Raw genomic sequence first — 23,354 nt, 5'->3', positions numbered from 1 at the left:
TTCTTGACTCAGAATTCTCATGTGTATTTTCAGGTGGATCTTGGGAAGTTGCCACTGAAGGTAGCCCGAGTTCAACCAACCAATATCAGAGATATTACTTTATTTGACTGGTGATTTGGTTTTTCAGAAAATGTTATCACCGCTTTCAAGCTGTCGAAGGCTGGTTGTGCAAAAGACCATTGATGAGGTTTAACATTTGGCATCACAGCTTCCAACGTTGCCACAGAGAGTTTGGAATCAGCCTCGGTGCCAGCAGAAATATCGCTTTTTGATATGATGACAGCATACAGCACTATAGCCAACAGCGATGGTACTTTAAAACTGAACCTATCGGCTGTCCTTGAAGATCGAAGATCAGATATGGTAAGGTGATCTATGATTTATGAACAACAATCTGCAGCAAGGAAGAAAAACAGGGTACAAGCTATAGATTCAACGACAGCGTATACTATGACCAGGATGATGCAACATGTCATCATCTATGGTACTGCCAATAACCTTAAAGAGTCAATATTGCAAACATTGTGATTTTGCTGGAAAAACTGGGACTACACAGAACCACTCTGATGGTTGGTTTATCGGTTATAATCCTACCTTGGTAACAGGAGTTTGGGTAGGTGGACCAAGTCCTGCAGTTCGATTTCCGAAGTATGAACTTATGGTCGTGGTGCAGCACTAGCTATGCCGATTGTTGGCAATTTTTGGTATCAGATTATCAATAGATCCAAAATTTGCGAAATTTGACTCAGGAAGAATTTAACAAGAAATGAAAAAATAATTTCTGAAATGAACTGTCCCTTAAGACTTGGGCTTTACTCCGGATAAATATTTTGCTGTAATGAGTGATTCTATCATTAAAAGATTCAATGATAAGGACGGGATTCAGAGGATTGAGAGAGTATGGTAGAAGAGATGTATATCCTGAAGAAGTGGTAGAAGAATCAATTGATGAAAACTCAGATGGCGAAAGTGGTGAAATCTTGAGTGAAAATCCGGAAGTACTGTAACAAAAAAACCAAATGAACTCACCTGTTGACAACAAGCCAGCAGATAAGAAAAAACCGTGACGACTCAAAGAAAAAACCGGATGACCCGAAGGAAAAACCTAAAGGATCCGCCTAAAAAAGGTAATGGCTAGGAATAAAGTTATATCACTGATGGCAACACCACGCACAGTAGCATTTCCATACACTTGGTTGTAAGCTCAATTTTTCTGAGACTTCCAGCATACGCCGTTCTTTCGAAGACAGAGGGTACTGTGCGTGGTCGAATTTGAAGATGGCGCGGATATTTATGTGCTCAATACCTGTTCGGTCACAGATTTTGCAGATAAAAAGTGCAGGTATGAGGTCCGTAGGGCATTAAAATACGCACCAGACGCTAGAATCGTGGTAGTAGGATGTTATGCACAGCTAAAACCAGTAGAAATAGCTCGAAATCCCAGGTGTGGATCTTGGTCTTGGGTGCTGCCGAAAAATTTAATATTCTCAAGTACATTGATGGTTTATCCAATACTTCTGGCAAAGGCATGGTCGTTGCTGGTGATGTGAAAGAAGCCAATTCGTTTATTGATTCGTATTCTTTTGGAGATCAGGACCAGATCATTTTTGAAAATCCAAGATGGATGTGACTACAAATGTACCTTTTGTACCATACCGCAAGCGAGAGGAAGTTACTAGAAGTGATACTATCGAAAATGTACTGATTCAATGCAAATGCAATTGTCAAACTCAAGGTGCTAAGGAAATCGTATTTGACTGGTGTGAATATAGGTGATTTCGGCAATGGAACCGAAGTTATCGAAGGATTAAAGCCAAAAAAGGAAGCACTTTTTGTGGATTTGGTACATGCACTTGATCAGGTAGAAGGCATCGACAAGATCAGAATATCCTCCATCGAGCCTAACTTACTTACCGAAGAAATAATTTCATTTGTCTCCACTTCAAATAAGTTTGTTCCGCATTTTCATATTCCACTCCAATCTGGTAGCAACAAGGTACTGAAAGCCATGCGGCGGCGATATCTGAGAGAGTTGTATGAAGAACGCATACAATGGATAAGAAAATTCATACCACATTGTTGTATCGGTGTAGATGTTATAGTTGGTTTTCCAGGTGAGTCGGACGAAGACTTTTTGGATACTTATCACTTTATTAATGAGCTGGAAATATCCTATCTGCATGTATTTACCTATTCGGAAAGAGCTAATACACCAGCTGCAGAAATGACAGACATTGTACCGATGGAAGTATGATAGAAAGAAATGAAAAGCTGCGTATTTTGTCACATAAAAAGAAACTTGCATTTACTGAGCCATTCCTAGGTACTATCAGAACCAGAACTTGCGGAGTATTCACATGATACCGAGATCATGACAGGCTTTACAGACAATTACATCAAAGTCACACTTCCGAAAGATGAGACTTTGGTCAATACAGTCGTTAATGTAAAACTATTACGATGGGATGAGAGTTTTGAATCTGTTGTTGCAGAAGTGGTATAAAGAGAGGTAATAGCTCACAGATATACGGATATTATTACTTTGATTCATTCCACCCGCGAAAAAAATCTGCGAGAGAGAAATTATTGCTCACAGATTACACGGATTACACAGATGTTGTTACTTTCATTCATTCCACCTGCGAAATCTGATAAATCTGCGAGAGAGAGATTATTGATCACAGATTACACGAATTACACAGATGTTGTTACTTTCATTCATTCCACCTGCGGAATCTAATAAATCTGCGAGAAAACTAAAAATAAATATCAACTACGCAAAAAGGCTGCGCACAACCCTTTTACCTTTGTATCGTTATTAAAATGAACAAACGTTATGTCAAACCTACCATTCACCATCGATGCCCTTGAAGATATGATATCTTCCGGTTATGTAAAGATGACAAAACACCCTGAGCGGCCGCTGTATATCTACAACTATACGGCTAAGGCGCAGTATGAGTATCTGTGGAATGAAGTGACTATGCTTTGTAGGGGATTGTGATATTGGATGAAAATTATACGATTGTGGCAAGACCGTTTACTAAGTTTTTTAATTATGGCGAAGTAGCCAATGAGGTCATTCCGTTGCTGCCATTTGAAGTGTATGACAAAATAGATGGCTCATTAGGTATTTTGTATTGGTGGAATGATCACCCATACATCGCTACTCGTGGGTCATTTATGAGCGAACAAGCCATCAAAGCCAATGAACTTTTACATGGTAAATATGCCCAATGTATCGACAAACTGGACAAACATAAAACTTATCTTTTTGAGATTATTTACCCTGAAAATCGTATAGTCATAGACTATGGTCATAAAGAAGAATTGGTTTTATTGGCGATCGTAGATTTAGCTACAGGTGTGGAGTCACCTTTGACAGATATAGGTTTTCCTGTGGTGAAAAGATATGATGGATTGAATGATCTCGAGGCTATCCGGATGATGCAAATAGACGAAAAGGAAGGTTTTATCATACGATTTGAGAATGGATTCCGGATTAAAATCAAGTTTGCCGAGTATGTTCGCTTGCATAGGATCATCACTCAGGTCTCTTCCAAAACCATTTGGGAGCATCTACGCGACAACCTATCGATGGACGAATTGCTGGAAAAAGTGCCCGATGAGTTTTATAATTGGGTACGTACGACGATTGATGAATTTTGGGATGCCTATCGAAAAATAGAAGCCGAGGCAAAAGCTGAATACAAAGTACTGGAAGACCGTAAGGCAACCGCTTTTTATTTTCAGACATGTAAACATCCTGCCATTTTATTTAAGATGTACGAAAAAAGACCATACGACGCCATCATTTGGAAGTTGTTGAAGCCGAAATATGAAAGGCCATTTAGGAATGATTTAGAAAATTAAATGAATGTAAAATGATAATAAAAATTAAATGTAAAAATGAATTTCTGTTAGATATTCTTAATAGAAATCCAAACACTGACTGTGGTTTATATGCTAGGCCACTTAAAAAAGGTGTTGTAATCGGAAATGTAATTAATTCTCATCAATATGACATTGTTTTTCAAGATTCCAAGTATAGTTATTTACCTGAAGAAAGCAATCAAATTGACTTTCAGAGTTATTGCAGCCCATTAGTGGTGATGGATATTTGTACCGACTTTTTCAGTCATTTGCTTAAGGCAAAGTATGACGTTCTGTCCAAAGAATTGTCATGGTTACACAGGACTATTGGTGATATCGATATTGAAAAATGTACCATAGAAATACCTTCATTTTACATTAATTCAAGTTGGGTGAGAAATGAATTGTTTTTAATATCAAAATATTTTGAAGGAGTAACAACACAATATCAAAAGGGACATAATTTTAAACTTGTCATTGAGGCTAATTCTGTTTTTGATGCTATAAATTTGCTAAGTTTGACTGCCTTATTTACGCACATTACAAATGAATATGGTATCTATACATATATTGAAGAATCATTTGCAGATAAATATGCCAGGATCTTGACTAATCTGGATAATGTACCATATTTTGTATTTTATCTTTTCATTAAAAGAGCAGTGCGGTCAGAAAAGTTGTTTTTGATGGTGAAGCCGGTTTTTGAATCATACCTTCTCAAACAAGGTCTTAATACAAAACTGACATGGTACCCAACTCATCAGGCAAGAATTATCTACATTTTAGATAAGCTAGATTTTAATATCCCTATTCTCGATATTGGTTGTGGAGAATTGCTTTATTATAAAAAAGTTATGAGTAAAGGTTTCAAACAATCTTATTATGCAGTAGATAGTGATGAAAAGTTTGAAGACATTGCAACAGCAATAGGCGCAAGATACTCTGAAAATAATCTATCGTTTTTTTCAGATTTGAATCAATATCCAGATCAAGAAAAAGTAAATATTATCATGTCAGAAGTGATAGAACATAACACAAAGGAGAATGCTTTGTCGCTTATTAAACGAACTTTAAGTCTGAATTTTGCATCCATTATTGTCACTACACCAAATGCTGATTTTAATAAATATTATAGCGAAACAATGGAGCGACACTCCAACAGGAACGCCAAGATCGAGCGCAGCACGATAACGCCGGCCAGATAGGTGACCTGCGGCCAGACGTCCGCCAGTGTCGCTCCGGCCTGGAACACCCGCGTGATGATGGTGGCCAGCAGCACCGCCTGCGCGATGATCGTCGCGGTGGTCACTACTCCGGCGAGCACCGATGCGAGGAGGAACCACCGGGTGGCCCGGGCCCAGCGCAGTAAGCGCGGGTCCAGCGGCTTCATGCGTCAAAGGTAGCCGGGCGAGGCGCTGCCGCATCCCTGGATCGGCCGTGAACCCGTGAGCACGGCCAAAGCCACCCACCGGGCACCGCGACCCCGCCACAATGCAGTGTGGTCAACCTGGTCGCAGCCTGGCGGCGCACTGCCCCTCCGCGCAGTGCTGCCGATGCTGAGTTCCTGAACCGCTACACGCGCTACGCCCGCCCGGCGATCATCGCGGCTGCCGTGCTCCCGCTCATCGGCACCGTGGGACACGAGTCAATGGCTCGGGATCCTCATCGGGGTCGGGTCGTGGCTGGTGTTCGTTTTCGACTTCGTGGTGCAGAGCCGCCGCCGGGTCAACTACCTGAACTCCCGCCTGGGACTGTTCGACTTCAGCATCGTCGTGGTGACGTCACCGTGGTACCTGATCCCCGGTGTCCATGGTGGCGTCATCGTGGTCATTCTGCGCCTGGCGCGGCTCTTGCGGGTCCTGGTCGTCTTTCGGGGGGTCAAGCGGCTCATCGAGCGCTTGGGCCGCGCTGTGGCGCTGGCTCTCATTGTGGTTCTGCTCTTCTCCTACGTGGCCTACGACGTCGAACACCCGGTCAACCCCGAGTTCGCCTCATACGGGGATTCCCTGTGGTGGGGCATCGTGACATTGACGACGGTCGGGTACGGCGACATCGTGCCGATCACGGTCCCTGGCCGAATCGCCGCAGTCGTGATCATGGTGATGGGTGTCGCGCTGCTGGGCGTCATCGCCGGTTCGCTCGCATCGTTCCTCAGACTCAGTCCTCAAGAGGAGGAGAAGGATGAGGAGGAGCGCAACCGTCTCACTCAGGAACTGGGCGACGATCCGGAGCTTGAGAAGTCCCAGACGCGGCGGGGGGCAGGCACAAGCACCCAACCGGAGCCACCGAGTGCGGGGCAGGCAGGGCAAGGAGCTCCCCCCACCAGTCCTGCACCCGACAGCCAGTTGGCGGCACTGACCCGCGAAGTGATCGATCTCCGCGAACAAATCGCGCGACTGAGCGACCACATGGGCGCGCTGACCCCCCCGCCACCGACCAACGAGGACCCCCAACCGCCGCCCGCCACGATCTGATCGAGCGATAGCCCGGGTGCCACCAGCGGCCCTTGGCTTCAATCGAGTCGGACCGCAGAGTTCCTGTGAACGAAAACCCGGTGGCCCGGGGTGAGCGGTGTACCCCGGCGGTGACCGCGGTCAGCCGGGAATGCCCGCGACGACATGCTCGGCGACGGCCAGGGCACTGGTCCACGCCGGTGACACAGCGTTCAGCACATGCGTGGAACGGTCGTCACCACGCACTATGAAGTCCATCTCGAGTTCACCCGTCCGTCGGTGCACCAACTGGGCCCGGATACCGGGGCGCCCGGGCGGACCCACGTCATCAGGACTGAGGCTCGGCACCAAGCGGGCGGCATCCGACCGCAGGGCCTGAGGGCGGTACTTGCGCAGTTCCGTGGCGACCAGCCGGCGTGATTCCCGCGGAGAGTGACCCAGGAAGCGGGCCAGCCCCTGTGCGACTGGCAGGACCTCGTCACGGCGCAGCCCTTCGAGTCCTCGGTAGTTCTCCCGGGTCAACACGGGTATCGCCGTTGGCCCGATCTTGGCCCTGCCCTCAACGGTGAGGGTGATGTGGACGCCCAGAAACGGGTATCGGGGGTCGGGGACGGGATAGACATGTCGGTGCAGCCGGCCGGCGGGCCAGGTGAGGGAGCGGTAGATGCCCTTGAAAGGCAGCATGGAGTAGTCGTCACAGAACCCGAACCGTTGCGCGACCCGGTCGGCATAGAGTCCGGCGCAGTTCACCACGTGGCCCACTGACCTGGTCCCGGATCGGGTGGTGACCCGTCCGGGCTGGGCGATCGTGACGTGTTCCCCGAGGGCCAATCGGACGCCGTGACGTTGAGCGTCGACAGCCAATGCCACCACGACGGAACTCGGATCCGCTACCGACGTGGTTGGGCTCCACAACGCTTTCCGGTACGTCTGGGCGAGCGGCTCGATCTCGGCCAGTTGTTCCGCCGAGATCAGTTCCACCGGCACATCATTGGCGGCTGCGCGACCAGCCAAGTCGGCCAGTCGTTCCACATCGACCGCGCTCTGGGCGACAACCACCTTGCCGACACGACGAACCCTGACACCGTGATCGGCGCAGAACTCGTGCAGCAGGACGTTCCCCCGGCGAGTCAGTCTCGCCTTGAGCGAATCCGGCGAGTAGTAGAAGCCGGCGTGCAGGACCCCGGAGTTCCGGCCAGAGGCGTGCCGGGCCAGGCCCACCTCTTTGTCGAGGACCAGCACGGATGCATCGGGACGGCTGCGCGCCAACTCCCGTGCCACCGCGAGACCCACGACCCCCGCGCCGATCACCGCGTAGTCGGCGTGGTCGGCTGCGGTCACGTCGTCAGTATCCGCCCCCCGCTCCCTCCGCCACACCCGCCGCAAGTTCCCCGGCGAAACCTGCACATCGAAACCTGCCTATGAGGCAAGAGACATCCGACAGGGCTCCCCGACGAAAGCCGGGTGAACTCACGGCTGTCCGAGTAGCCTCCGAGCGTGAGCAAGAAGGACAAGAAGAAGTCAGCCGCCAAGTCCGAACGGACGGACAAGAACGACAAGTCCGAACGGATGAACAAGAAACTGTACGAGCGGGAGCTGTTCCGGCTCCAAGCCGAACTGGTCGAGATGCAGGAATGGGTCCGAACCACCGGCGCCCGACTCGTCGTGATCTTCGAAGGTCGCGATGCGGCCGGTAAGGGCGGCACCATCAAACGGGTCGCCCAGTACCTGAACCCGCGCGTCGCTCGGATCGTGGCCCTGCCCGCGCCCACCGAACGTGAGAAGAGCCAGTGGTACTTCCAGCGCTACGCTCCCCATCTTCCAGCGGCGGGCGAGATCGTCTTGCTGGACCGCAGTTGGTACAACCGCGGGGGCGTCGAGCGTGTGATGGGGTTCTGCAACGCCGACGAGTACCGCCGATTCCTGCACCAGGCACCAATCTTCGAGCGCATGCTGCACGAGGACGGGATCATGCTGCGCAAGTACTGGTTCAGCGTCAGCGACGAGGAACAGGAGGCGCGGTTCCGCTCCCGGCTCGACGATCCGATGCGGCGCTGGAAGCTGTCGCCCATGGACCTGGAGTCGATCAAGCGGTGGGAGGACTACTCACGCGCCAAGGACGACATGTTCGTGCACACGGACGTTGACCCCGCCCCGTGGTACGTCGTGGAAAGTGACGACAAGCGCCGGGCGCGGATCAACTGCATCAACCACCTGCTGTCCACGATCCCGTACACGTACGTCGAGGCACCCGAGCTCGAGTTGCCGGATCGACCCCCCACCACCGGGTACCTCCGCCCCCCCAAGGACACCCAGACCTACGTGCCGGACCACGCCGCCCGCATCGAGATGGCGGCCGCCGGCGGGAAGAAGGCACCCCAACGCGAAGGCGAGCACTGACCTCGCAGACACGGTGGGGTGCCTGGCTCCTGCCCGCGACTGTGAGCTTGTCCGGGGACTCCGCTTCGATCGCGTGCCATGAATTTCGCTCGGCCACACCTGAGGGCGGTGGCCCGAACGAGACGAGGGAATCCGTGCGAGCTGGCGTTCTGGTCGCAATCGGCGGCGCCGCAGCGGTGCTGGTGGCGACAGTCCCCGCCTCCGCCTTCTACTCCGGCGGTGATCCGGAAACCTACTACGGCACCGTCGTCACCTCCGTCGAAGCCCACCGTGGCTGGCAGGGCAACGAGGGCGTCGCGTTCGAACCCGTGGGGTACTTCACCCAGAGACTGCCCGACGATGAGTTCGACGACATCCTGCTCAATCTGGTCAATGCCTACCGCGAACAGAACGGCAGGTCCCCGGTCCGGCAATTCGAGGGACTGCGCGTGCAGTCCGCGATCTGGTCCAACAAACTCGCCGACCAACGCAACGCGGACATGATGGACCCCTGGTACGCAGAAGACGCCGTCGTGGCGTGCAACCCACTTCAGGACGTCTACACGGATTCGACCTGGTCGGCGGGGAATCCGCAAGACGTCTTCAACGCCTGGATGGCCGATCCCGCCGCCCGCAACGGCCTACTTCTGCCGGGGGCCGAGACTGCCGGGATTGCCACCGTCGCCGAGGAGTCGGACTATTACACGACGATTCGGATCGCCGGGGGGCGCTGCCCAGGAGACGGGCTTCCGTTCCGCTCCGAGCCGACGGGCCTGCCCAAACCGACGCTGATCGTCGACGCCAAGGGGTCCCAGTTGACCCTGCAAGTGATACGTCAGGGCAACGCCCAGCTACGAGTCGAGGTCCAGCGACTCGAAAACGGCCTGTGGTTCAAACAGGCTGATCTCTACGTGCTCCCCGACGGCGACCCGGTGGAGGTGAGTCCCCCCGCTGGGACCTACCGGTTCGTCGTTCCCGCGCAGAGCGGCTACGACTTCGCGGCGTGTGATCCCCTGACCGTCTCCGAGTCGTCCATCCGCTGAGGCTCTCCACCCGCTGAGGCCGTCGACCCGCTGAGGCCGACCACTCGACGCACCCCAGAGCCCCCATCCCCTCGAGCCACCACAGAACTCACCTCCTGCCGTTCGGCCCCCCTGACCGACCGCCCACTCCCGACCGACCGCCCACTCCCGACCGACCGATTCCTCCCGACTGATCCGGTCGTTGGGTCACGGAACGACTACCCCTTGTGTTGTGATCTCCTCTCGATTATCCGATTAGCGGACATCCGTGTTGTGTAACGGTGACAAAGGCTCCTACGGTCACCGAATACCGCAGGACTTCTGGAGTTGGACGCACGAATGAGTAGAACCACGATCGCCGCCGCACTCGGCCTTAGCGCCGCCCTTCTGGTGCCGGCGACTGCGAACGCGGGCGAGGGCTTCATCCCCCCGGTGCGCAACTCCAGCGACCCCTGCGCCAGTGTGGAGGCCGACTTCCGGCAAACCGTGGCCGCCGCTCAGGGAGCCAAGCAGAGCGCCTTCGAGATCGCGCGCCAAGCATTCCTCTCCGCGACCACCGCCGAACGGCTCGCCAAGGAGCAAGCCCTTCGGGATGCCGGCTCCCAGTCCGAGCGGCGAGCGGCAATGAAGACCTACCAAAACGAGACCGCCGACGAGCGGCGCACGCTGGCCAGCGCCAAGAGTGCCGCCAAGGGCGAGTTCCGGTCCGCCATCAAGTCAGCCCAGCGCGAGCGCAAAGCCGGTATGAAGGCCTGCCGCTGAGCGGTTCGACACCCTGGTCCGAAGGCATCTGCTGAGAGGTGCGCGACCCCGGCCTCATGTAGTGGGACGCCGAATCCGCTGATCTGCTGATCCCCTGGCTGCCGCGCGCGGTCGTCGGCTCTGATCTGTTCGGTCGTGAAACTCTCGAGAGTGACCGAGAACCTCTTGAGAGTGGCTTGGTCTCAGGTCTGAGTCGACGTGGTGTCAGGCGAGACCCAGTGCCTCGTCTGCCGTGATCCACGGAAGGCCCTGCGCCACACCGACCGCCTCATAGGTGACCTGGCCGTGAGACACGTTCAGGCCCTCCTTGAGGTGGGCATCGTCGAGCAGAGCTTGTTTGTAGCCCTTGTCCGCGAGCGCGAGCGTGAAGGGGAGAGTCGCGTTGTTCAGAGCGAAGGTGCTGGTCCGCGCGACAGCACCCGGCATGTTGGCCACGCAGTAGTGCACGACTCCGTCGACAACATAGGTCGGATCGGCATGAGTGGTGGCCCGCGACGTCTCCGCGCAGCCCCCTTGATCGATGGCGACGTCGACGATGACCGAGCCGGGCTTCATCTTCTTCACCATGTCCGCGGTGACGAGCTTGGGGGCATCCGCGCCGGGAACCAGAACCGCACCAACCACCAGATCAGCGTCCATGACTTCGCGCTCGATGGTGTCCGTCGTCGAATAGATGGTCTGCAGCATCGACCCGAACTGCTGGTCGAGTTCGGCGAGCCGGTGGATGTTCTTGTCGATCACCGTGACCCATGCCTCCAGACCCATGGCCATGCGGGCGGCATTGGCCCCGACAACGCCGCCGCCGATGACCACGACTTTCGCAGCGGGAACACCAGGGACCCCGCCCAACAACTGACCGCGACCGCCTTGGTGAACCTCGAGGCAGTGAGCCCCCGCCTGAATCGACATCCGCCCGGCGACCTCGGACATGGGGGCGAGCAGAGGCAGACCACCGTGGCGATCCGTGACGGTCTCATAGGCGATCGCCACACAGCCCGAGTCGATCAGACCCTGGGTCTGCACAGTGTCTGGGGCCAGATGCAGGTAGGTGAACAGGATTTGCCCTTCACGCAGCATGGCCGTCTCGACGGGCTGAGGCTCCTTGACCTTCACGATCATGTCCGCACGCGCGAAGATCTCCTCCGCGCTGTCGACGATCTCAGCGCCGGCGGTCTCGTACATCTCGTTGGTCAACCCGATCGTCTGTGCCCCATCGCGCTGCACCATGACCTGATGGCCGTGGCCGATCAGTTCCCGCACGGAGGTGGGGGTCAATCCGATGCGGTACTCGTGGACCTTGATCTCCTTGGGGACACCGATCAGCATGAGTTCTCCTTGACATGAGCGGTCGCGTGATCGATCAGATCCAGCGCGGGCCGGCAGTGTTGGTCCGCTCCGACTGACCGCTGACCACGCCGGATATGGGAGCGACTTTTCGCTTCCACATACGGATTCCGTGGACAGTGGGCCTCAGTATCGCAGTATTCCGAGTCTGTGGAAACCGATAGATCACAGTCACCCCGCAACCGTCCGGAACTGCGTCCGCCGGCGATACGTCCCAACTAGCGTTGGGCAGACGAGCCACTCGTCGAGCCGACGAAGATCTCGTCGGGCCGCCCCAGGGCGCTTCGAGGCGTCGAAGGGAAACAGAAGACACGATGAAACTACGTACAACTCTCACCTCGGCCTCAGCGCTGGCGCTCGGAGTCGGTCTGATGGCCGCCACCCCAGCCCTGGCCGACGGAGGCGTCGTGAAGCCGACGAGCGACCAGAAAGCCGCCGTCATCAAGGCGTGGTCCACCGCCGATGGAGGCGCTCCCTGGGCCGGACCGCAAGCCTGTATCAAGGTGCGGCTGGCAGCCTCGAACAACAACATCGCGGGGCTGTCGTCCAATGTCGCGAAGAAGCCCAACAAGTGTGCACAGTGGGGTTTCGACGGGACGGCGTTCCTCTACGGGCACAAGACCAAGAAGTGGTTCCTGCTGTCCGAAGGTTCCGACATGTCCCCGGCTCAGTGCAAGGCGACCGCGTCCCTGATCGGTGACGCCTGGGGCGACCTCGTTGATTTCGCTGCCGGTATGGGCTGCGAGAACATCGACTGAGATTCGTATGGGTGGGTCCGGTTTCATTGCCCTGATGTGCGGAACCGGACCCACTCGACTCCCGCTCGCGCATCTTGGAGCGGGTGACGGGAATCGAACCCGCACTGTCAGCTTGGGAAGCTGATGTTCTGCCATTGAACTACACCCGCGCACCGCGCACCGCACACGGGCGCGACCGCCAACAGTATGCCTGATGGACGGCGCGTCGCTGTCAGGCCCTTCGCTGTCAGGCCGTTCGATGTCGGGCCTTTCGATGTCGGGCGCTGCGATCAGAGCTCGGGGACGAGACCTTCCGCCGAGGGCGGCCTTCAGCACGAGTCGTAGACGTAGCCGGGGCGACCGCGCGGTGCCAGGTTCCGGTCCCGGTACACGATCGCGATGGAGGAGCCGTGCGAGCGGCAGGCCGCCCGGAAGTTGCTCAGACCGCCCGCGTCGTCGTATTCGATCTCGACCACGGCATCGTCGTAGGCCCGCAGGAATCGACGACACTCTCGGTACACGTGGCATTCCTCGACCACGGCGAAGTCCCACCCCACCGACGCCCGTCGTGGAAGCAGAGCTGCGGCGTTCTTCTGCGCCACTGCCAGCCCCGACGAATGCCCCACCCGCACGATTCCGCGCGAGAAGGCCAGCGCGTCACGTTGGGAGATCCGGCCGCGACTTCGTACCCACGAGTCCACGTTGTCGGGTTCGACAGCGTCGAATCCCTTCTCGGCGCATATCCGGAGGATCGGCGCGAAGATCGCGACCAATGCGCGGCGGCGGGCATCGGTGCGAATGTCCAACAGCACCTCACCGGGCCAGTGGGGATCCGCCACCAGGCGCCCACCGTGACGCAGGAGCAGGTCGGGGTGCTTTCGCCGCCACCAAGCCAGCTCCCCGGGCTGAGTCTGAAAGGCATTCAAGTAGCAGATGGCGTAGTCACCGGCCGGATTCTCCGTCCAGTCCCGGGCGACCACCGCCACACCGGGTGGCACCGGGGAGGCTCCGCCGAGTTGGTAGTCAGCGTCGGCGTCAATCGGCAGAGGCGTGATCGCGCCTTCCACGCCTTCCGCGGTTGGCCTCCTCGAGTTCACCAGGACTCTATGGGCCCAGACGCTGATCCCCGGTGAGACCGAAACCGCTGGTGTCCCAGACGATGGGGCCACATGTTGGCGGTCCGCTCCTGACGCCGGGAGCACGACGGACATCAGCAGTGCACTGGCAACGACGACACCTGCCACGCCCAGCCACACGGCACCAGGATGCAGCAACTTCGGTGGGGAACCCGCACCAAAGCCATGCCGTTGACCCCAACGGGCGCTTCCACCGGGCCTGAAGTCCGGTCACTTATTGTGCCCGCTCAATGACTCTAGGTAGTGCTATGCCAGTATTGGGCGACGGGTCGAGTGGTGGGTTTCCTGCCTGGCTGAACGGGACACCGGTGATCGAGTGGGCCAGTCCGGGTGCTTGCGCGAGTCGATCGGCTCGGAGGCTGGATGGAGCGACAGGGAGGGGTGCGGTGACGGATCAGACGTCTGCACCAGCCGATGACGGTGGGCTCGACCCCGCGCCCTCTGGTCAGGACCACTCCGACCTCCGGCGCCTGTACGTGTTCAAGGAAGACGTCCCCGAGGACCCGATCGACATCCATGCTCGGCTGGAGTCATTGGCGCTGGCGATGCCGGACATGATGTTCCGCCTGGATGCTGCGGGCCGGCTGACCGAGGCCCTCCCAGCAGTCGATGAACCGTTCGCCGTCAACCCGGATTTCTTCTTGGGCCGACACTATTCGCAGGCCCTGCCTCCTCCGGTGGTTGAGGCAACCAGTCGGGCGATCGCAGAGGCGACCGGGGGAGGCGTCGTCGAGTTCGAGTACCAGTTGCCGGGACCCGCGGGTGTGAACCACTACTCGGCTCGGATGGCAGCCGTCGGGGGCGGCGAGATAGTGGTGACAGTCCGCAACGTCACAGCCCTACGACAGGCCCAGTGGGATCTGGATGTCTTCTTCGAGATGTCCCCGGACCTGCCGGTCATCGCCGACGTGGATGGACGCTTCCTGCGGCTCAATGCGGACACCTGGAAGGCGGCGCTCGGCTGGGAGGCAAGCGAACTACTGGGCCGTCCCTACCTGGACTTCGTGCATCCCGACGATCGGGAATCCACCACTGCCCAGGCTGCGCTGCTCGCGAGCGGTCAGGATGTCGTCGGTTTCGGGAACCGCTACCGCACTCGTAGTGGTGAGTACCGCTGGTTGGAATGGCGGGCCCGCCCGATTGCCGGTACCCAGTCGATCCTCTGTGTCGCGCGAGACGTCACCGAGCAACGTGAAAACGAACGTCGGGCGGCCCTTATCGACGGGATCAGCACCGCGGTTCAGATGTCGGGCGCGGACACAGAATCATTGATCGTCTCGATCACGGATGCGGTGGCCGATGTTCTGGCGTCAGGCTGCGAACTGGTCCTGATCGATGATGACCGTCCACACGGGAAACCGCTTGGCTTCCGCCAGTCGGTGATGCTGGCGGGCCAGGCAGTGGCTGAGTTGGTGGTCACTGACATCGACCCGAAGCACCTGCTCGATAAGGACCGGACCCTGTTGCGTGAGGTCGCCGATCGGTTGGCCCCCCTGGTCGCCAACATCAGAATCCGCCGCCACCTGCTCGAGACAGCCGAGTTGGTCGAGGCAGCCCACTCCGGAGTCGCGAGCGTTTCGCTGACCGGGGTGGTCGAATCATGGAACCGCGCCGCCGAGCGCATCACGGGGATGTCGGCCGATTCAGTCGTCGGACGAGACGTGCGATCGCTGCTTCGGATCGAGGCAGGTGAGGACTCACTGACAGCCTTCCAGTCGGTGGTCGAGGGCGCAGCGAGTTACCACTACGAAAGTGAGTGGCTGCGACCCGACGGCTCCACCATCTGGGTCGATGTCTCAATGGCCCCGGTCACGCGGGGGACGGACTCTCCCCAGGCCGTGGTGATGACGTTTGTCGACATCACCGACCGCAAGGACATCCAGACCCAACTGGCCAATGCCGGCAGAGTCGACCCCCTGACGACTTTGGCCAACCGCGGTGAACTCAGTCGAGTCCTCGACGACTACTTGACGACAGCAACTGCTCGCGCGCCTGGCTCGCTGCTCTTCATCGACCTCGATGGATTCCGTCAGCTGAATGAGCAGTACGGTCAGACTCTGGGCGACCAAGTGCTGCGCGAAGTGGCGGAACGACTGCGCAGTGCCAGTCCCGCCGGCAGCACCGTGGGACGCTTGGGCTCCGACGAGTTCGGTGTGGTCATCGGCCCAGACTCGGCGCCGGAACCGGAGGACGACCTGCGCTTGGCGGGCACTATCCTCACGCTTGTCGCTCAGCCGATAGTTCTTGCTGGTGAGGACATCCGGGTCAGCGGCAGCTGTGGAGTGGCGCGGTTCCCTCAGGACGGACTCACGGGGGATGAGTTGCTGTGGCGGGCCGAAGCCGCCATGGAAGCGGCTCGAGCGCACGGTGGGGGCCACGCAGAGCGATTCCGAGTGGGGATGCAGCCGCGGCAATCCGGCCTCGCCACCGAGACTCGCCGACTGCACCGCGGGATCGAACGCAACGAGTTCCTCCTGCACTACCAACCGCTCGTATCCTCCCGCGATGGCAGCGTGGTCGCCTACGAGGCTCTCGTGCGGTGGCAGCAGGGCGCCGGGCTACGGAGTCCGGTCGAGTTCCTCGAAGCCGCGGAAGCCACGGGCGCCATCATTCCGCTGGGCTACCAACTCATCGACATCGGCTGTCGGTGGTTGTCCGATAGACCGGAACTACAGGAAGTCGCACTCTGGCTGAACCTGTCCCGACGCCAGTTCGCGGCAGAGGATCTGCCTGGTCGGCTGGACCAGACCTTGAGGGATTATGCAATCGACTCGAGTCGAGTGACGATCGAGATCACCGAGACCACCTTGTTCCATGACTTCGATCAAGCTCGGGCAACTCTGGGCGCGCTGAAGGACTTGGGTGTGGGTGTTGCGTTGGATGACTTCGGGACCGGGCAAAGCTCACTTGGTTCGCTGATCGCCTTGCCGGTCGATGCCATCAAGATCGACCAGGGATTCGTCGCGGGCATGGACGACCCCACTTCCCCGGGCCACGCCATCGTGCGCGCCGCCGTCGAGATGGGTCATGCGCTGGGGTTGGAGGTGGTGGCAGAGGGCGTCGAGCGTGAAGAGGAGAAGGCTCTTCTCATCGACTTGGGCTGTGACCTGCTCCAGGGTTACCTGTTCGGCCGTCCCCAGCCCGAACCCGTGCCGCCTGACGCCGGCAGGCATCCGAATTAGCCGGTGGATCTGATCTGGGTGGATCTCGATCCTGCCGAGTGGCTCTGATCCGAGTGGATCTGCTCCATGTGGATATCGTGACGAAGTGACCAGCACGCCGCACGAGCCGGATTCCGGCAGCGGACAACCGCACGAGCCGGACGTGGCCGGAGTCGAGTTGTCGATGGCGGAACTGCAGTTGCGCATCGCGGAGGACTACGAACGGGAGCGACGCCTCGCCCACATCTTCGAGACAATCGTGCAAGGCCTGTACCTGGAGGAAGTTCTCGACGAGATCTTCGAGTCATTCCACACCTTGATCCCGTACGACCGCATGGGTTGCGCCCTGTTGAACCACGACCGAACCCAACTCGTGGCTCGGTGGGGGCGTTCGGATGATCTGCAGTTGCGTTTGAAGCCGGGGTTCGCCGCTCACGTGGCCGGTAGTTCGCTGGAGCAGGTTCTGACGAGTGGCGAGCCGCGCATCATCGACGATCTCGCCGCGTACTTCCGGTTACATCCGGATTCGAAGTCGACCCGGTTGATCATCGCCGAAGGGATCCGCTCCAGTCTCACCTGTCCCCTGATCGCCAATGGAATCCCGGTGGGGGTCCTCTTCTTTTCAAGCCTCGAACCTCGAACCTACGACGCGACGCATGAGGAGGCATTCCTGCGCCTGGCTTCGGTGGTGTCGATCCTCGTGGAGAAGAGCCGACTGTACGAAGAGCTCGCGCTGCTCAACCAAGAACTCACCGAGGCTCGGGACCTGCTCAAGGAACGTGCCACTCACGATGATCTGACGGGGATCTGGAACCGCGCCGCGATCTTGGCTCACCTGGACACCCGACTCAAACAAGCGGCCCGGCAACGGCGTGCACTGGCGGTGGCCATGATTGACATCGATCACTTCAAGTCCGTCAACGACACGTACGGTCATCAAGTAGGTGATGAAGTACTTCGCGGGGTTGCCGTCACGATTCAAGGGGTGCTGCGCGCCGGAGACGAAATCGGTCGCTACGGCGGGGAGGAGTTCCTGGTCGTCGCGGAGGTGGCCGACCGCTCGGAAGCCGTCGGTCTGGCTCAGCGATTGCGAGCGACAGTTGAGGTCCTGCGATTCGGCGACGAGGACCGTCAGATCTCGGCCACCGTCTCGATCGGAGTGGCGAAAGTGCGCCCTCAAAGACACGACACACCACGCGAACTGATCCGCCGTGCGGACGCCGCCCTCTACGAGGCCAAACACGCTGGGCGCAACTGCGTGATCCTCGCCGGCGACTGACGACACATCCCAGCGCTGTTCGTTCAACTGCCCAACAGCGGCACGAAACGAACTCCCAGCAGTTCTTCCTCGTGGTAGCCGTCAGCAGTCCGAGTGATGAGCACCAGCCGTTGTACGTTGCCGAAGTCCGCATCGACCAGCGGGAGGATCATGCGACCGCCGCGCCTTCCCGGCTCCGGGGCCCGGAGTTGGTCCAGCAGGGCCCGCGGGACCGCGGCCGCCGCGGCAGCGACCAGGATCGCGTCGAAGGGTGCTCGATCCGGGCGACCAGCCGTGCCGTCACCGATGGCGATATCGATGCTGTAGCCCAGTTCGCCCAGTGTCGCCCTGGCTCGCTCCGCCAACTCGGCCACCAGTTCGATCCCACTGACGTGGCAGCCGATCTCAGCCAACACCGCCGCTTGGTAGCCACAGCCACTGCCGACGTCGAGCACCCGGTCACCCGGCCGCAAGTCCAACTTCTCGGTCATGTACGCGACCACGTAGGGCTGCGAGATGGTTTGACCCGCGCCGATCGGGAGCGGGTGGTTCTCCCACGCCTCTGCGCGGAACTGCGGATCGACGAACCGGTCACGCGGCACCGACGCCATCGCAGCCAACACCCGCTCATCGACGATTCCGTCGAAGCGCAGTGTCCGGACCAACCCCTGGCGATCCACCCCTCCATCATCGCTTGTCCCACGTGGCAGCGCGCCCGCGGTCGGCTCGCCACCCCATCGGCTATCACGAGTCGGGCGGTGTCCGGGATCCGCCGAATCGCGGAGCAGTTGTTTTGCGCCTGTCCAGTGGAAACCGCTGATCGCGACATAGGCTGACGACACCATGAGTACGTCACAGGTCAGGCGATGAGCGCGACGGTCGCCGGACGGGATCACCCCGATGTGCTGGCGGTCTGTCGTTGGCTGCCTCAGCCGCAGCCCTGGGGAGCCTTCACCGGTCGACACGACTACGTTCACGTGAACCAACGCCAAGGGCGGGTGAATCTGTGGTGGTCGAACGTCTGCCTCCATCCCGGCCACTACGTCGGTCCGCCTCGTGGTGGCCTCGTGCCCGACACCCAACCGGACTACGACATCGCTATGCCCTCCGGTGGTTTCCTGCGCGTGCGCGGCGGTGTCCTCTCGGACTGGTCCGACAGCAGCTCGGCCCACCCAGTGGTGCGCGCCGACGGTGAGGTCTTCCACGAACACAAGTACGGGCCGCCCAACCCCTACTGGCTCAGCGACTACCGCGCCATGACAGACGACGACATGCGCAATGCACTGGCGGGAGTCCGGCGCCTGCGCGATCCCGAAGGTCAGGATCAAACGACCGACTGCGCGTCTCTGGTCACAGCAATCGCCGCCCGGGTGAGCGCCTCACTCATGCCCGACATGTGTACTTGTTCCGACCCCGACCGTGACTACCCGTTGCGGGGCATGGATGTGCCTGGGGCGCTGCTGCGCAACAGCGCAGCGATATCGGTCCTGACCGGTGCCGCCGACGCCAGGACAGCCCGTGACGTCGTATGGGGCCTGACCCGAGATCTGGCGGATCCGGAACAGGCAGGGCTGGTGCGTGCTGCCGAGGTCGCCGCCCGACGGGCCAACGACAGCGTCGCGGGCTGGCCGGACGGCCCGATCACGGAAGAGTCCGTCGCGCTGGTGGCCGCCCAGGCGCTGCGCTGGCACGGACACCACATTGCCGGCGATCTGCCGTTCTGGGTGCTGGGCTGGATATTTGTCGCTCGACCGGTTCTGGAGTCGCTGCTTCCCGAGGGCTCCCAGACCGAGCGAAACCGCATCAAGCGCGAGATCCTCCGACTTGCCGACCGGGTGCGGGTCGACCGGGTGGCCCAGACTTGGGCGGCCGCCCACCAAGCCGATCGGGTCCTGCAGCAGTTCGCCACCCTCGCAGACAGTCCCACAACCATCACCGCGGCGAACGCGGTCATCGACCTGCGCGATCGGACCCCGGTGTCGATCCCGGCACCGGCGACACCCGATGCGTACGGGCGCAGCGTCTCGGCTGTGCTCGCGGACCTGGCGACGTAACTCGTCGAACCGCCTCAGCGTTTCCGGCCGAGCCAGCCCCGGTGTTCAGGCGCGCCCACCCGACCGTTCCACGGCGCCGGATCAGGCCGCGAACGGGGGTCTGTGGTCGAGCCTCAGCGAAGTGGCGCCGAGCCCCCGCCACAGTCGTGCCACGGCATCGGTGTCCTCCGGCGTCACCAGATTGCCCATGACCCTCAGGGCCACTGTCATCAAGGGCCGGGACCGCATCCCCACGGGGCCCGCGGTGCGCAGGAACTCCGGCGCGGTGAGCAGGCCCGCCAGGCGCCGCGCGGCGGAGAACGCAGGCCCGTACCGAGTGGTCAAGGTGTCGACCCAAGACCCTGAGAGATCGGTGGACTCGTGACTCGACGCCAGCAGTTCCGCGGCCAGCCGACCCGTCTCCAACCCGTAGTCGATGCCTTCGCCGTTGAGGGGGTTGACACAGCCAGCAGCGTCCCCCGCCAACACCCAGTTGGGGCCGGCAACCCCTGACACCGCTCCGCCCATGGGAAGCAGTGCCGACTTGACCTTCCGTGGACCGGAAGTCAGTTCCCACGGATCGCTTTGGCTGCGGTGGTAGTGGGCGATGAGCCGGCGCAGATTGACCGCCGCCGGTCGGCGATCGGTGGCCAACGTACCCACGCCCAGGTTCACTTGCCCATTGCCGAGGGGGAAGATCCAGCCGTATCCGCTGAGCAGTTCTCCTGCGTCACCCCGTAGTTCCAGATGAGAGGAGATCCACGGGTCGTCAGCGCGATCACTGTCGACGTAGGCCCGGGCAGCGACTCCGAAGACCGTCTCCTGATGCCACTGGCGGCGCAGGAGGCGTCCCACTGGGGAACGGGCTCCATCCGCGACTACCACCCGTCGGCACGCGATCACAGTCCCGTCCGCAGCTGTCACTTCACGGATCCGCCCAGTGCTATCCGGCTTCATGTCGGCCACTTTGAGTCCGCCGACGAATCGGGCGCCACTGTCGCGAGCTACCGCCAGGACCTCGGCATCCAACTCGACCCTGGCCGCAGCGCTTCCGTGTGACGGCATCGAACCACCGGGCCACGGCAGGTGCCAGACCTGACCGAAGCCGGCTGCGCGCAATCCCCAGTTGCGGGGGCGGTGGGACAGCCAGGGAGCCATACCGATCCGAGTCAGTTCGGCGATGGCCCGCGGCGTGAGTCCGTCGCCGCACGCCTTGTCACGGGGGAAGTCCTGCGAATCGATGACGAGCACATCGAGTCCGGCCCGCGCCGACCATGCAGCCGCAGCAGAACCTGTCGGGCCTGCGCCGATGACGAGGACGTCCGTGTCAAGTGGTTTCATCGCGCCTATTGTCCCGGCAAGCACGGCGCGGGACGAATCGGCGGGAACCGTCCCCCAACGTTTCCGGAGGCGGCCGGCGCGGCGCGACGGGAGGGCACCGGATTCCCGGCAATCCGATCCCCGCGTGGTCACCCTTATGGGAAGAGAGGTCACCCGAATGGCAGAGCCGCAGGACGTGCCGCTACGGTCGCGTCCCCCCGTGACCGATATCCCGGTCACGAGCAGTGCAGCGCGGGGAGCAGACAATGGCCATGTCGCACGGACGAGCATTCCTGCTCGGTGCCGACGCTCGGGCCGTCGATGTCGATGCCACCGCAGTTGACGACTGCACCTGGAGATTCACTGCTGTCTGCCAGGACCTGAGTCCCGTGGTGGCCTACCTACTGGTGGGCGCGAACGGTTCACTGCTGATCGATCCCGGCTCATCTGTGACCTGGCCGGGTTTGCTGGGTGCGATCGCGCGGGTGCGAGCGGACTTGGACATCCGCTGGGTGTTCGGACATGACGCCTACCCGGCGACGCTGGGGGCACTGCCGCTGGTGGAGGCGTCCTTCGGTTCGCAGGCGGTGGTCGTGACCACCCCAGATCTGCTTCCGGTGTTGTCGCACTACGGCACCCGGCTACCCATCGAAATTCTGCCGCCAGGTGGACGGTTGGACATCGGTGCGCGGTGTCTGGTGGCCGAAACGGGTGTGGGTCTGGATCCGACATGCGTGCTGCGCGATGTGCAATCAGGCGTGGTGTTCGGGGCCCGAACCGATCCCGGGGACGATCATCGGCTGCCGGCGCACCTGGAGTCTGTGCGGGCCAATCTGGAGGACGTGCTGCTCACGACGCTGGCACCCATCGCCTTGGAGGGGAGGGCGTTGGCAGCCCTCGCTCCGGTCGGCCGCATCACCGCCGTCCGAACCTACGTGCAGGACCAGGGAACCTGGTTCGAACTGGGGGGTCGGGGGGGAATCCGTGGCAGGGTCGTCGCTCAGTTGCCACCTGATACCAGCCGGACCGTGCGGGTGGTGTTGCCCGACCCTGCTCCGATCACCCTCGACCTCCGATTCGCCTCGGAATCTGCCCACGTGGTCGAAGACCCCGACGTCCGGCGGATGATCGATTCCTTGCGTCGTCCGCTCGCTACGGCGATGCGGCGAGTTCTGTCCATGCGCGACTCGATACTGACCAACTCCCAGCTGCGCGCTGATGTGCGCCGCGATCCGCTCACGGGCGTGGGAAATCGGCGGGCCCTGGCGCAGTGGACCACCCGGCACCCGTTCGCTGCGCTCATGATCGACCTCGACTACTTCAAGCAGATCAACGACCAGGTCGGGCACCGTTCCGGAGACGCCGTCCTGCGACTCGTGGCCGAGGTGATCCGGTCGCAGATCCGGCCCCATGACCTCTTGGTCCGTTACGGCGGAGACGAGTTCCTGCTGCTGCTCGACGGAGCCGACTGCGGAGTCGCCCAGGCCGTGGCCGCCCGGATCCGCACGTCGGTCGCCACCCTGGACTGCACGGCCATCGCGCCTGCGGGCCATCTGTCGGTGAGTATCGGCGTCGCCGCCGGTGACGGCGACCTTGACGAGGTCATCGCGCGGGCGGACGTCGCACTCTACGAGGCCAAGGCCGCCGGCCGGGACACAGTCCGCGCGGCCTCCGGTACCCGATCGACCGTCGGATCCAGCTCAGGCGCCGGAACCGGCAGAGGCAACGGAAGCCGCTCAGACGCCGGAACCCACTCAGTCACTGAAACCGGGACTGAGCGGCCCGCAGCGGCATCCCTGACGAGTTGATTCACCCGATCGGCCCATTTATGTGGCCACCCGGCCTTCCGATCCTCATCTTGGAAGAGTGCGGAGTG

20 protein-coding genes and 1 tRNA gene are annotated in these 23,354 nt (G+C 59.6%); 13 read left to right on the top strand and 8 right to left on the bottom strand.

Annotation, left to right across the window (positions count from 1 at the left end):
• Positions 1-71 precede the first annotated feature (71 nt).
• On the bottom strand, positions 72-302 hold the full coding sequence (locus V9E98_06575; protein ID MEI2716644.1) for a hypothetical protein: 231 nt from the start codon (positions 300-302) through the stop codon (positions 72-74).
• 1,142 nt (positions 303-1,444) lie between these two features.
• On the opposite strand from V9E98_06575, the gene V9E98_06570 reads away from it, so the two are divergent.
• The 4 genes from V9E98_06570 to V9E98_06555 all read left to right on the top strand — a co-directional run bounded on the left by V9E98_06570 (position 1,445) and on the right by V9E98_06555 (position 5,078).
• Positions 1,445-1,630 (top strand): hypothetical protein, encoded by a 186-nt coding sequence (locus tag V9E98_06570; GenBank protein ID MEI2716643.1) that lies wholly within the window; start codon positions 1,445-1,447, stop codon positions 1,628-1,630.
• Positions 1,631-1,762: 132 nt separating this feature from the next.
• Positions 1,763-2,254: a radical SAM protein gene (locus V9E98_06565; GenBank protein MEI2716642.1), complete on the top strand. Its 492-nt coding sequence runs from the start codon at positions 1,763-1,765 to the stop codon at positions 2,252-2,254.
• Positions 2,255-3,006: 752 nt separating this feature from the next.
• Positions 3,007-3,873 carry an RNA ligase gene (locus tag V9E98_06560; GenBank protein MEI2716641.1) on the top strand — a complete coding sequence of 289 codons (867 nt, stop codon included), beginning with the start codon at positions 3,007-3,009 and terminating at the stop codon, positions 3,871-3,873.
• Positions 3,874-3,884: 11 nt separating this feature from the next.
• On the top strand, positions 3,885-5,078 hold the full coding sequence (locus V9E98_06555; GenBank protein ID MEI2716640.1) for a hypothetical protein: 1,194 nt from the start codon (positions 3,885-3,887) through the stop codon (positions 5,076-5,078).
• Here the strand turns inward: V9E98_06555 and V9E98_06550 are convergent.
• Complete coding sequence (locus tag V9E98_06550) at positions 5,003-5,263, bottom strand: hypothetical protein (GenBank protein MEI2716639.1); 261 nt, start codon at positions 5,261-5,263, stop codon at positions 5,003-5,005. The two genes, V9E98_06555 and V9E98_06550, sit on opposite strands and share 76 nt — an antisense overlap.
• Positions 5,264-5,558: 295 nt before the next feature.
• Here V9E98_06550 and V9E98_06545 point away from each other — a divergent pair, with 295 nt between their 5' ends.
• Positions 5,559-6,347 carry an ion channel gene (locus tag V9E98_06545; protein MEI2716638.1) on the top strand — a complete coding sequence of 263 codons (789 nt, stop codon included), beginning with the start codon at positions 5,559-5,561 and terminating at the stop codon, positions 6,345-6,347.
• A gap of 120 nt (positions 6,348-6,467) precedes the next feature.
• On the opposite strand, the gene lhgO is transcribed toward V9E98_06545, so the two are convergent.
• Positions 6,468-7,667, bottom strand: coding sequence for an L-2-hydroxyglutarate oxidase (gene lhgO / locus V9E98_06540; GenBank protein ID MEI2716637.1), 1,200 nt, complete (start codon positions 7,665-7,667; stop codon positions 6,468-6,470).
• A gap of 156 nt (positions 7,668-7,823) precedes the next feature.
• Here lhgO and ppk2 point away from each other — a divergent pair, with 156 nt between their 5' ends.
• The 3 genes from ppk2 (at position 7,824) to V9E98_06525 (ending at position 10,489) form a co-directional block, all read left to right on the top strand.
• The gene (gene ppk2, locus V9E98_06535; protein ID MEI2716636.1) at positions 7,824-8,726 is read left to right on the top strand and encodes a polyphosphate kinase 2; all 903 of its coding nucleotides are present in this window, start codon (positions 7,824-7,826) and stop codon (positions 8,724-8,726) included.
• Positions 8,727-8,860: 134 nt separating this feature from the next.
• Entirely contained in the window at positions 8,861-9,748 is an 888-nt protein-coding gene (locus V9E98_06530) for a CAP domain-containing protein (protein ID MEI2716635.1), read from the top strand.
• Between the two features lie 318 nt (positions 9,749-10,066).
• Positions 10,067-10,489 carry a hypothetical protein gene (locus tag V9E98_06525; protein ID MEI2716634.1) on the top strand — a complete coding sequence of 141 codons (423 nt, stop codon included), beginning with the start codon at positions 10,067-10,069 and terminating at the stop codon, positions 10,487-10,489.
• A 204-nt stretch (positions 10,490-10,693) separates the two neighbouring features.
• Here V9E98_06525 and ald read toward each other — a convergent pair whose 3' ends face one another.
• Complete coding sequence (gene ald, locus V9E98_06520) at positions 10,694-11,815, bottom strand: alanine dehydrogenase (protein MEI2716633.1); 1,122 nt, start codon at positions 11,813-11,815, stop codon at positions 10,694-10,696.
• A 332-nt stretch (positions 11,816-12,147) separates the two neighbouring features.
• Here ald and V9E98_06515 point away from each other — a divergent pair, with 332 nt between their 5' ends.
• Positions 12,148-12,591, top strand: a complete 444-nt coding sequence (locus V9E98_06515; GenBank protein ID MEI2716632.1) for a hypothetical protein — start codon at positions 12,148-12,150, stop codon at positions 12,589-12,591.
• 75 nt (positions 12,592-12,666) lie between these two features.
• Here the strand turns inward: V9E98_06515 and V9E98_06510 are convergent.
• Positions 12,667-12,740, bottom strand: a tRNA-Gly gene (locus V9E98_06510).
• 159 nt (positions 12,741-12,899) lie between these two features.
• Positions 12,900-13,826, bottom strand: coding sequence for an endo alpha-1,4 polygalactosaminidase (locus V9E98_06505; protein MEI2716631.1), 927 nt, complete (start codon positions 13,824-13,826; stop codon positions 12,900-12,902).
• Between the two features lie 266 nt (positions 13,827-14,092).
• Here V9E98_06505 and V9E98_06500 point away from each other — a divergent pair, with 266 nt between their 5' ends.
• The gene (locus tag V9E98_06500; protein ID MEI2716630.1) at positions 14,093-16,888 is read left to right on the top strand and encodes an EAL domain-containing protein; all 2,796 of its coding nucleotides are present in this window, start codon (positions 14,093-14,095) and stop codon (positions 16,886-16,888) included.
• A gap of 85 nt (positions 16,889-16,973) precedes the next feature.
• On the top strand, positions 16,974-18,146 hold the full coding sequence (locus V9E98_06495; protein ID MEI2716629.1) for a sensor domain-containing diguanylate cyclase: 1,173 nt from the start codon (positions 16,974-16,976) through the stop codon (positions 18,144-18,146).
• A 23-nt stretch (positions 18,147-18,169) separates the two neighbouring features.
• On the opposite strand, the gene V9E98_06490 is transcribed toward V9E98_06495, so the two are convergent.
• Positions 18,170-18,805, bottom strand: coding sequence for a protein-L-isoaspartate(D-aspartate) O-methyltransferase (locus tag V9E98_06490; protein ID MEI2716628.1), 636 nt, complete (start codon positions 18,803-18,805; stop codon positions 18,170-18,172).
• Between the two features lie 186 nt (positions 18,806-18,991).
• On the opposite strand from V9E98_06490, the gene V9E98_06485 reads away from it, so the two are divergent.
• Complete coding sequence (locus V9E98_06485) at positions 18,992-20,179, top strand: hypothetical protein (protein MEI2716627.1); 1,188 nt, start codon at positions 18,992-18,994, stop codon at positions 20,177-20,179.
• A gap of 81 nt (positions 20,180-20,260) precedes the next feature.
• Here the strand turns inward: V9E98_06485 and V9E98_06480 are convergent, their stop codons facing one another.
• A complete protein-coding gene (locus V9E98_06480) occupies positions 20,261-21,499 on the bottom strand; it encodes a geranylgeranyl reductase family protein (protein ID MEI2716626.1) in 1,239 nt (412 codons plus the stop codon).
• 251 nt (positions 21,500-21,750) lie between these two features.
• Here V9E98_06480 and V9E98_06475 point away from each other — a divergent pair, with 251 nt between their 5' ends.
• The gene (locus V9E98_06475; GenBank protein MEI2716625.1) at positions 21,751-23,286 is read left to right on the top strand and encodes a GGDEF domain-containing protein; all 1,536 of its coding nucleotides are present in this window, start codon (positions 21,751-21,753) and stop codon (positions 23,284-23,286) included.
• Positions 23,287-23,354 lie beyond the last annotated feature (68 nt).

Source organism: Candidatus Nanopelagicales bacterium, assembly GCA_037045355.1.
In the GTDB taxonomy this organism is placed as follows: domain Bacteria; phylum Actinomycetota; class Actinomycetes; order S36-B12.
This window is presented reverse-complemented; position numbering and strand designations above follow the sequence as displayed.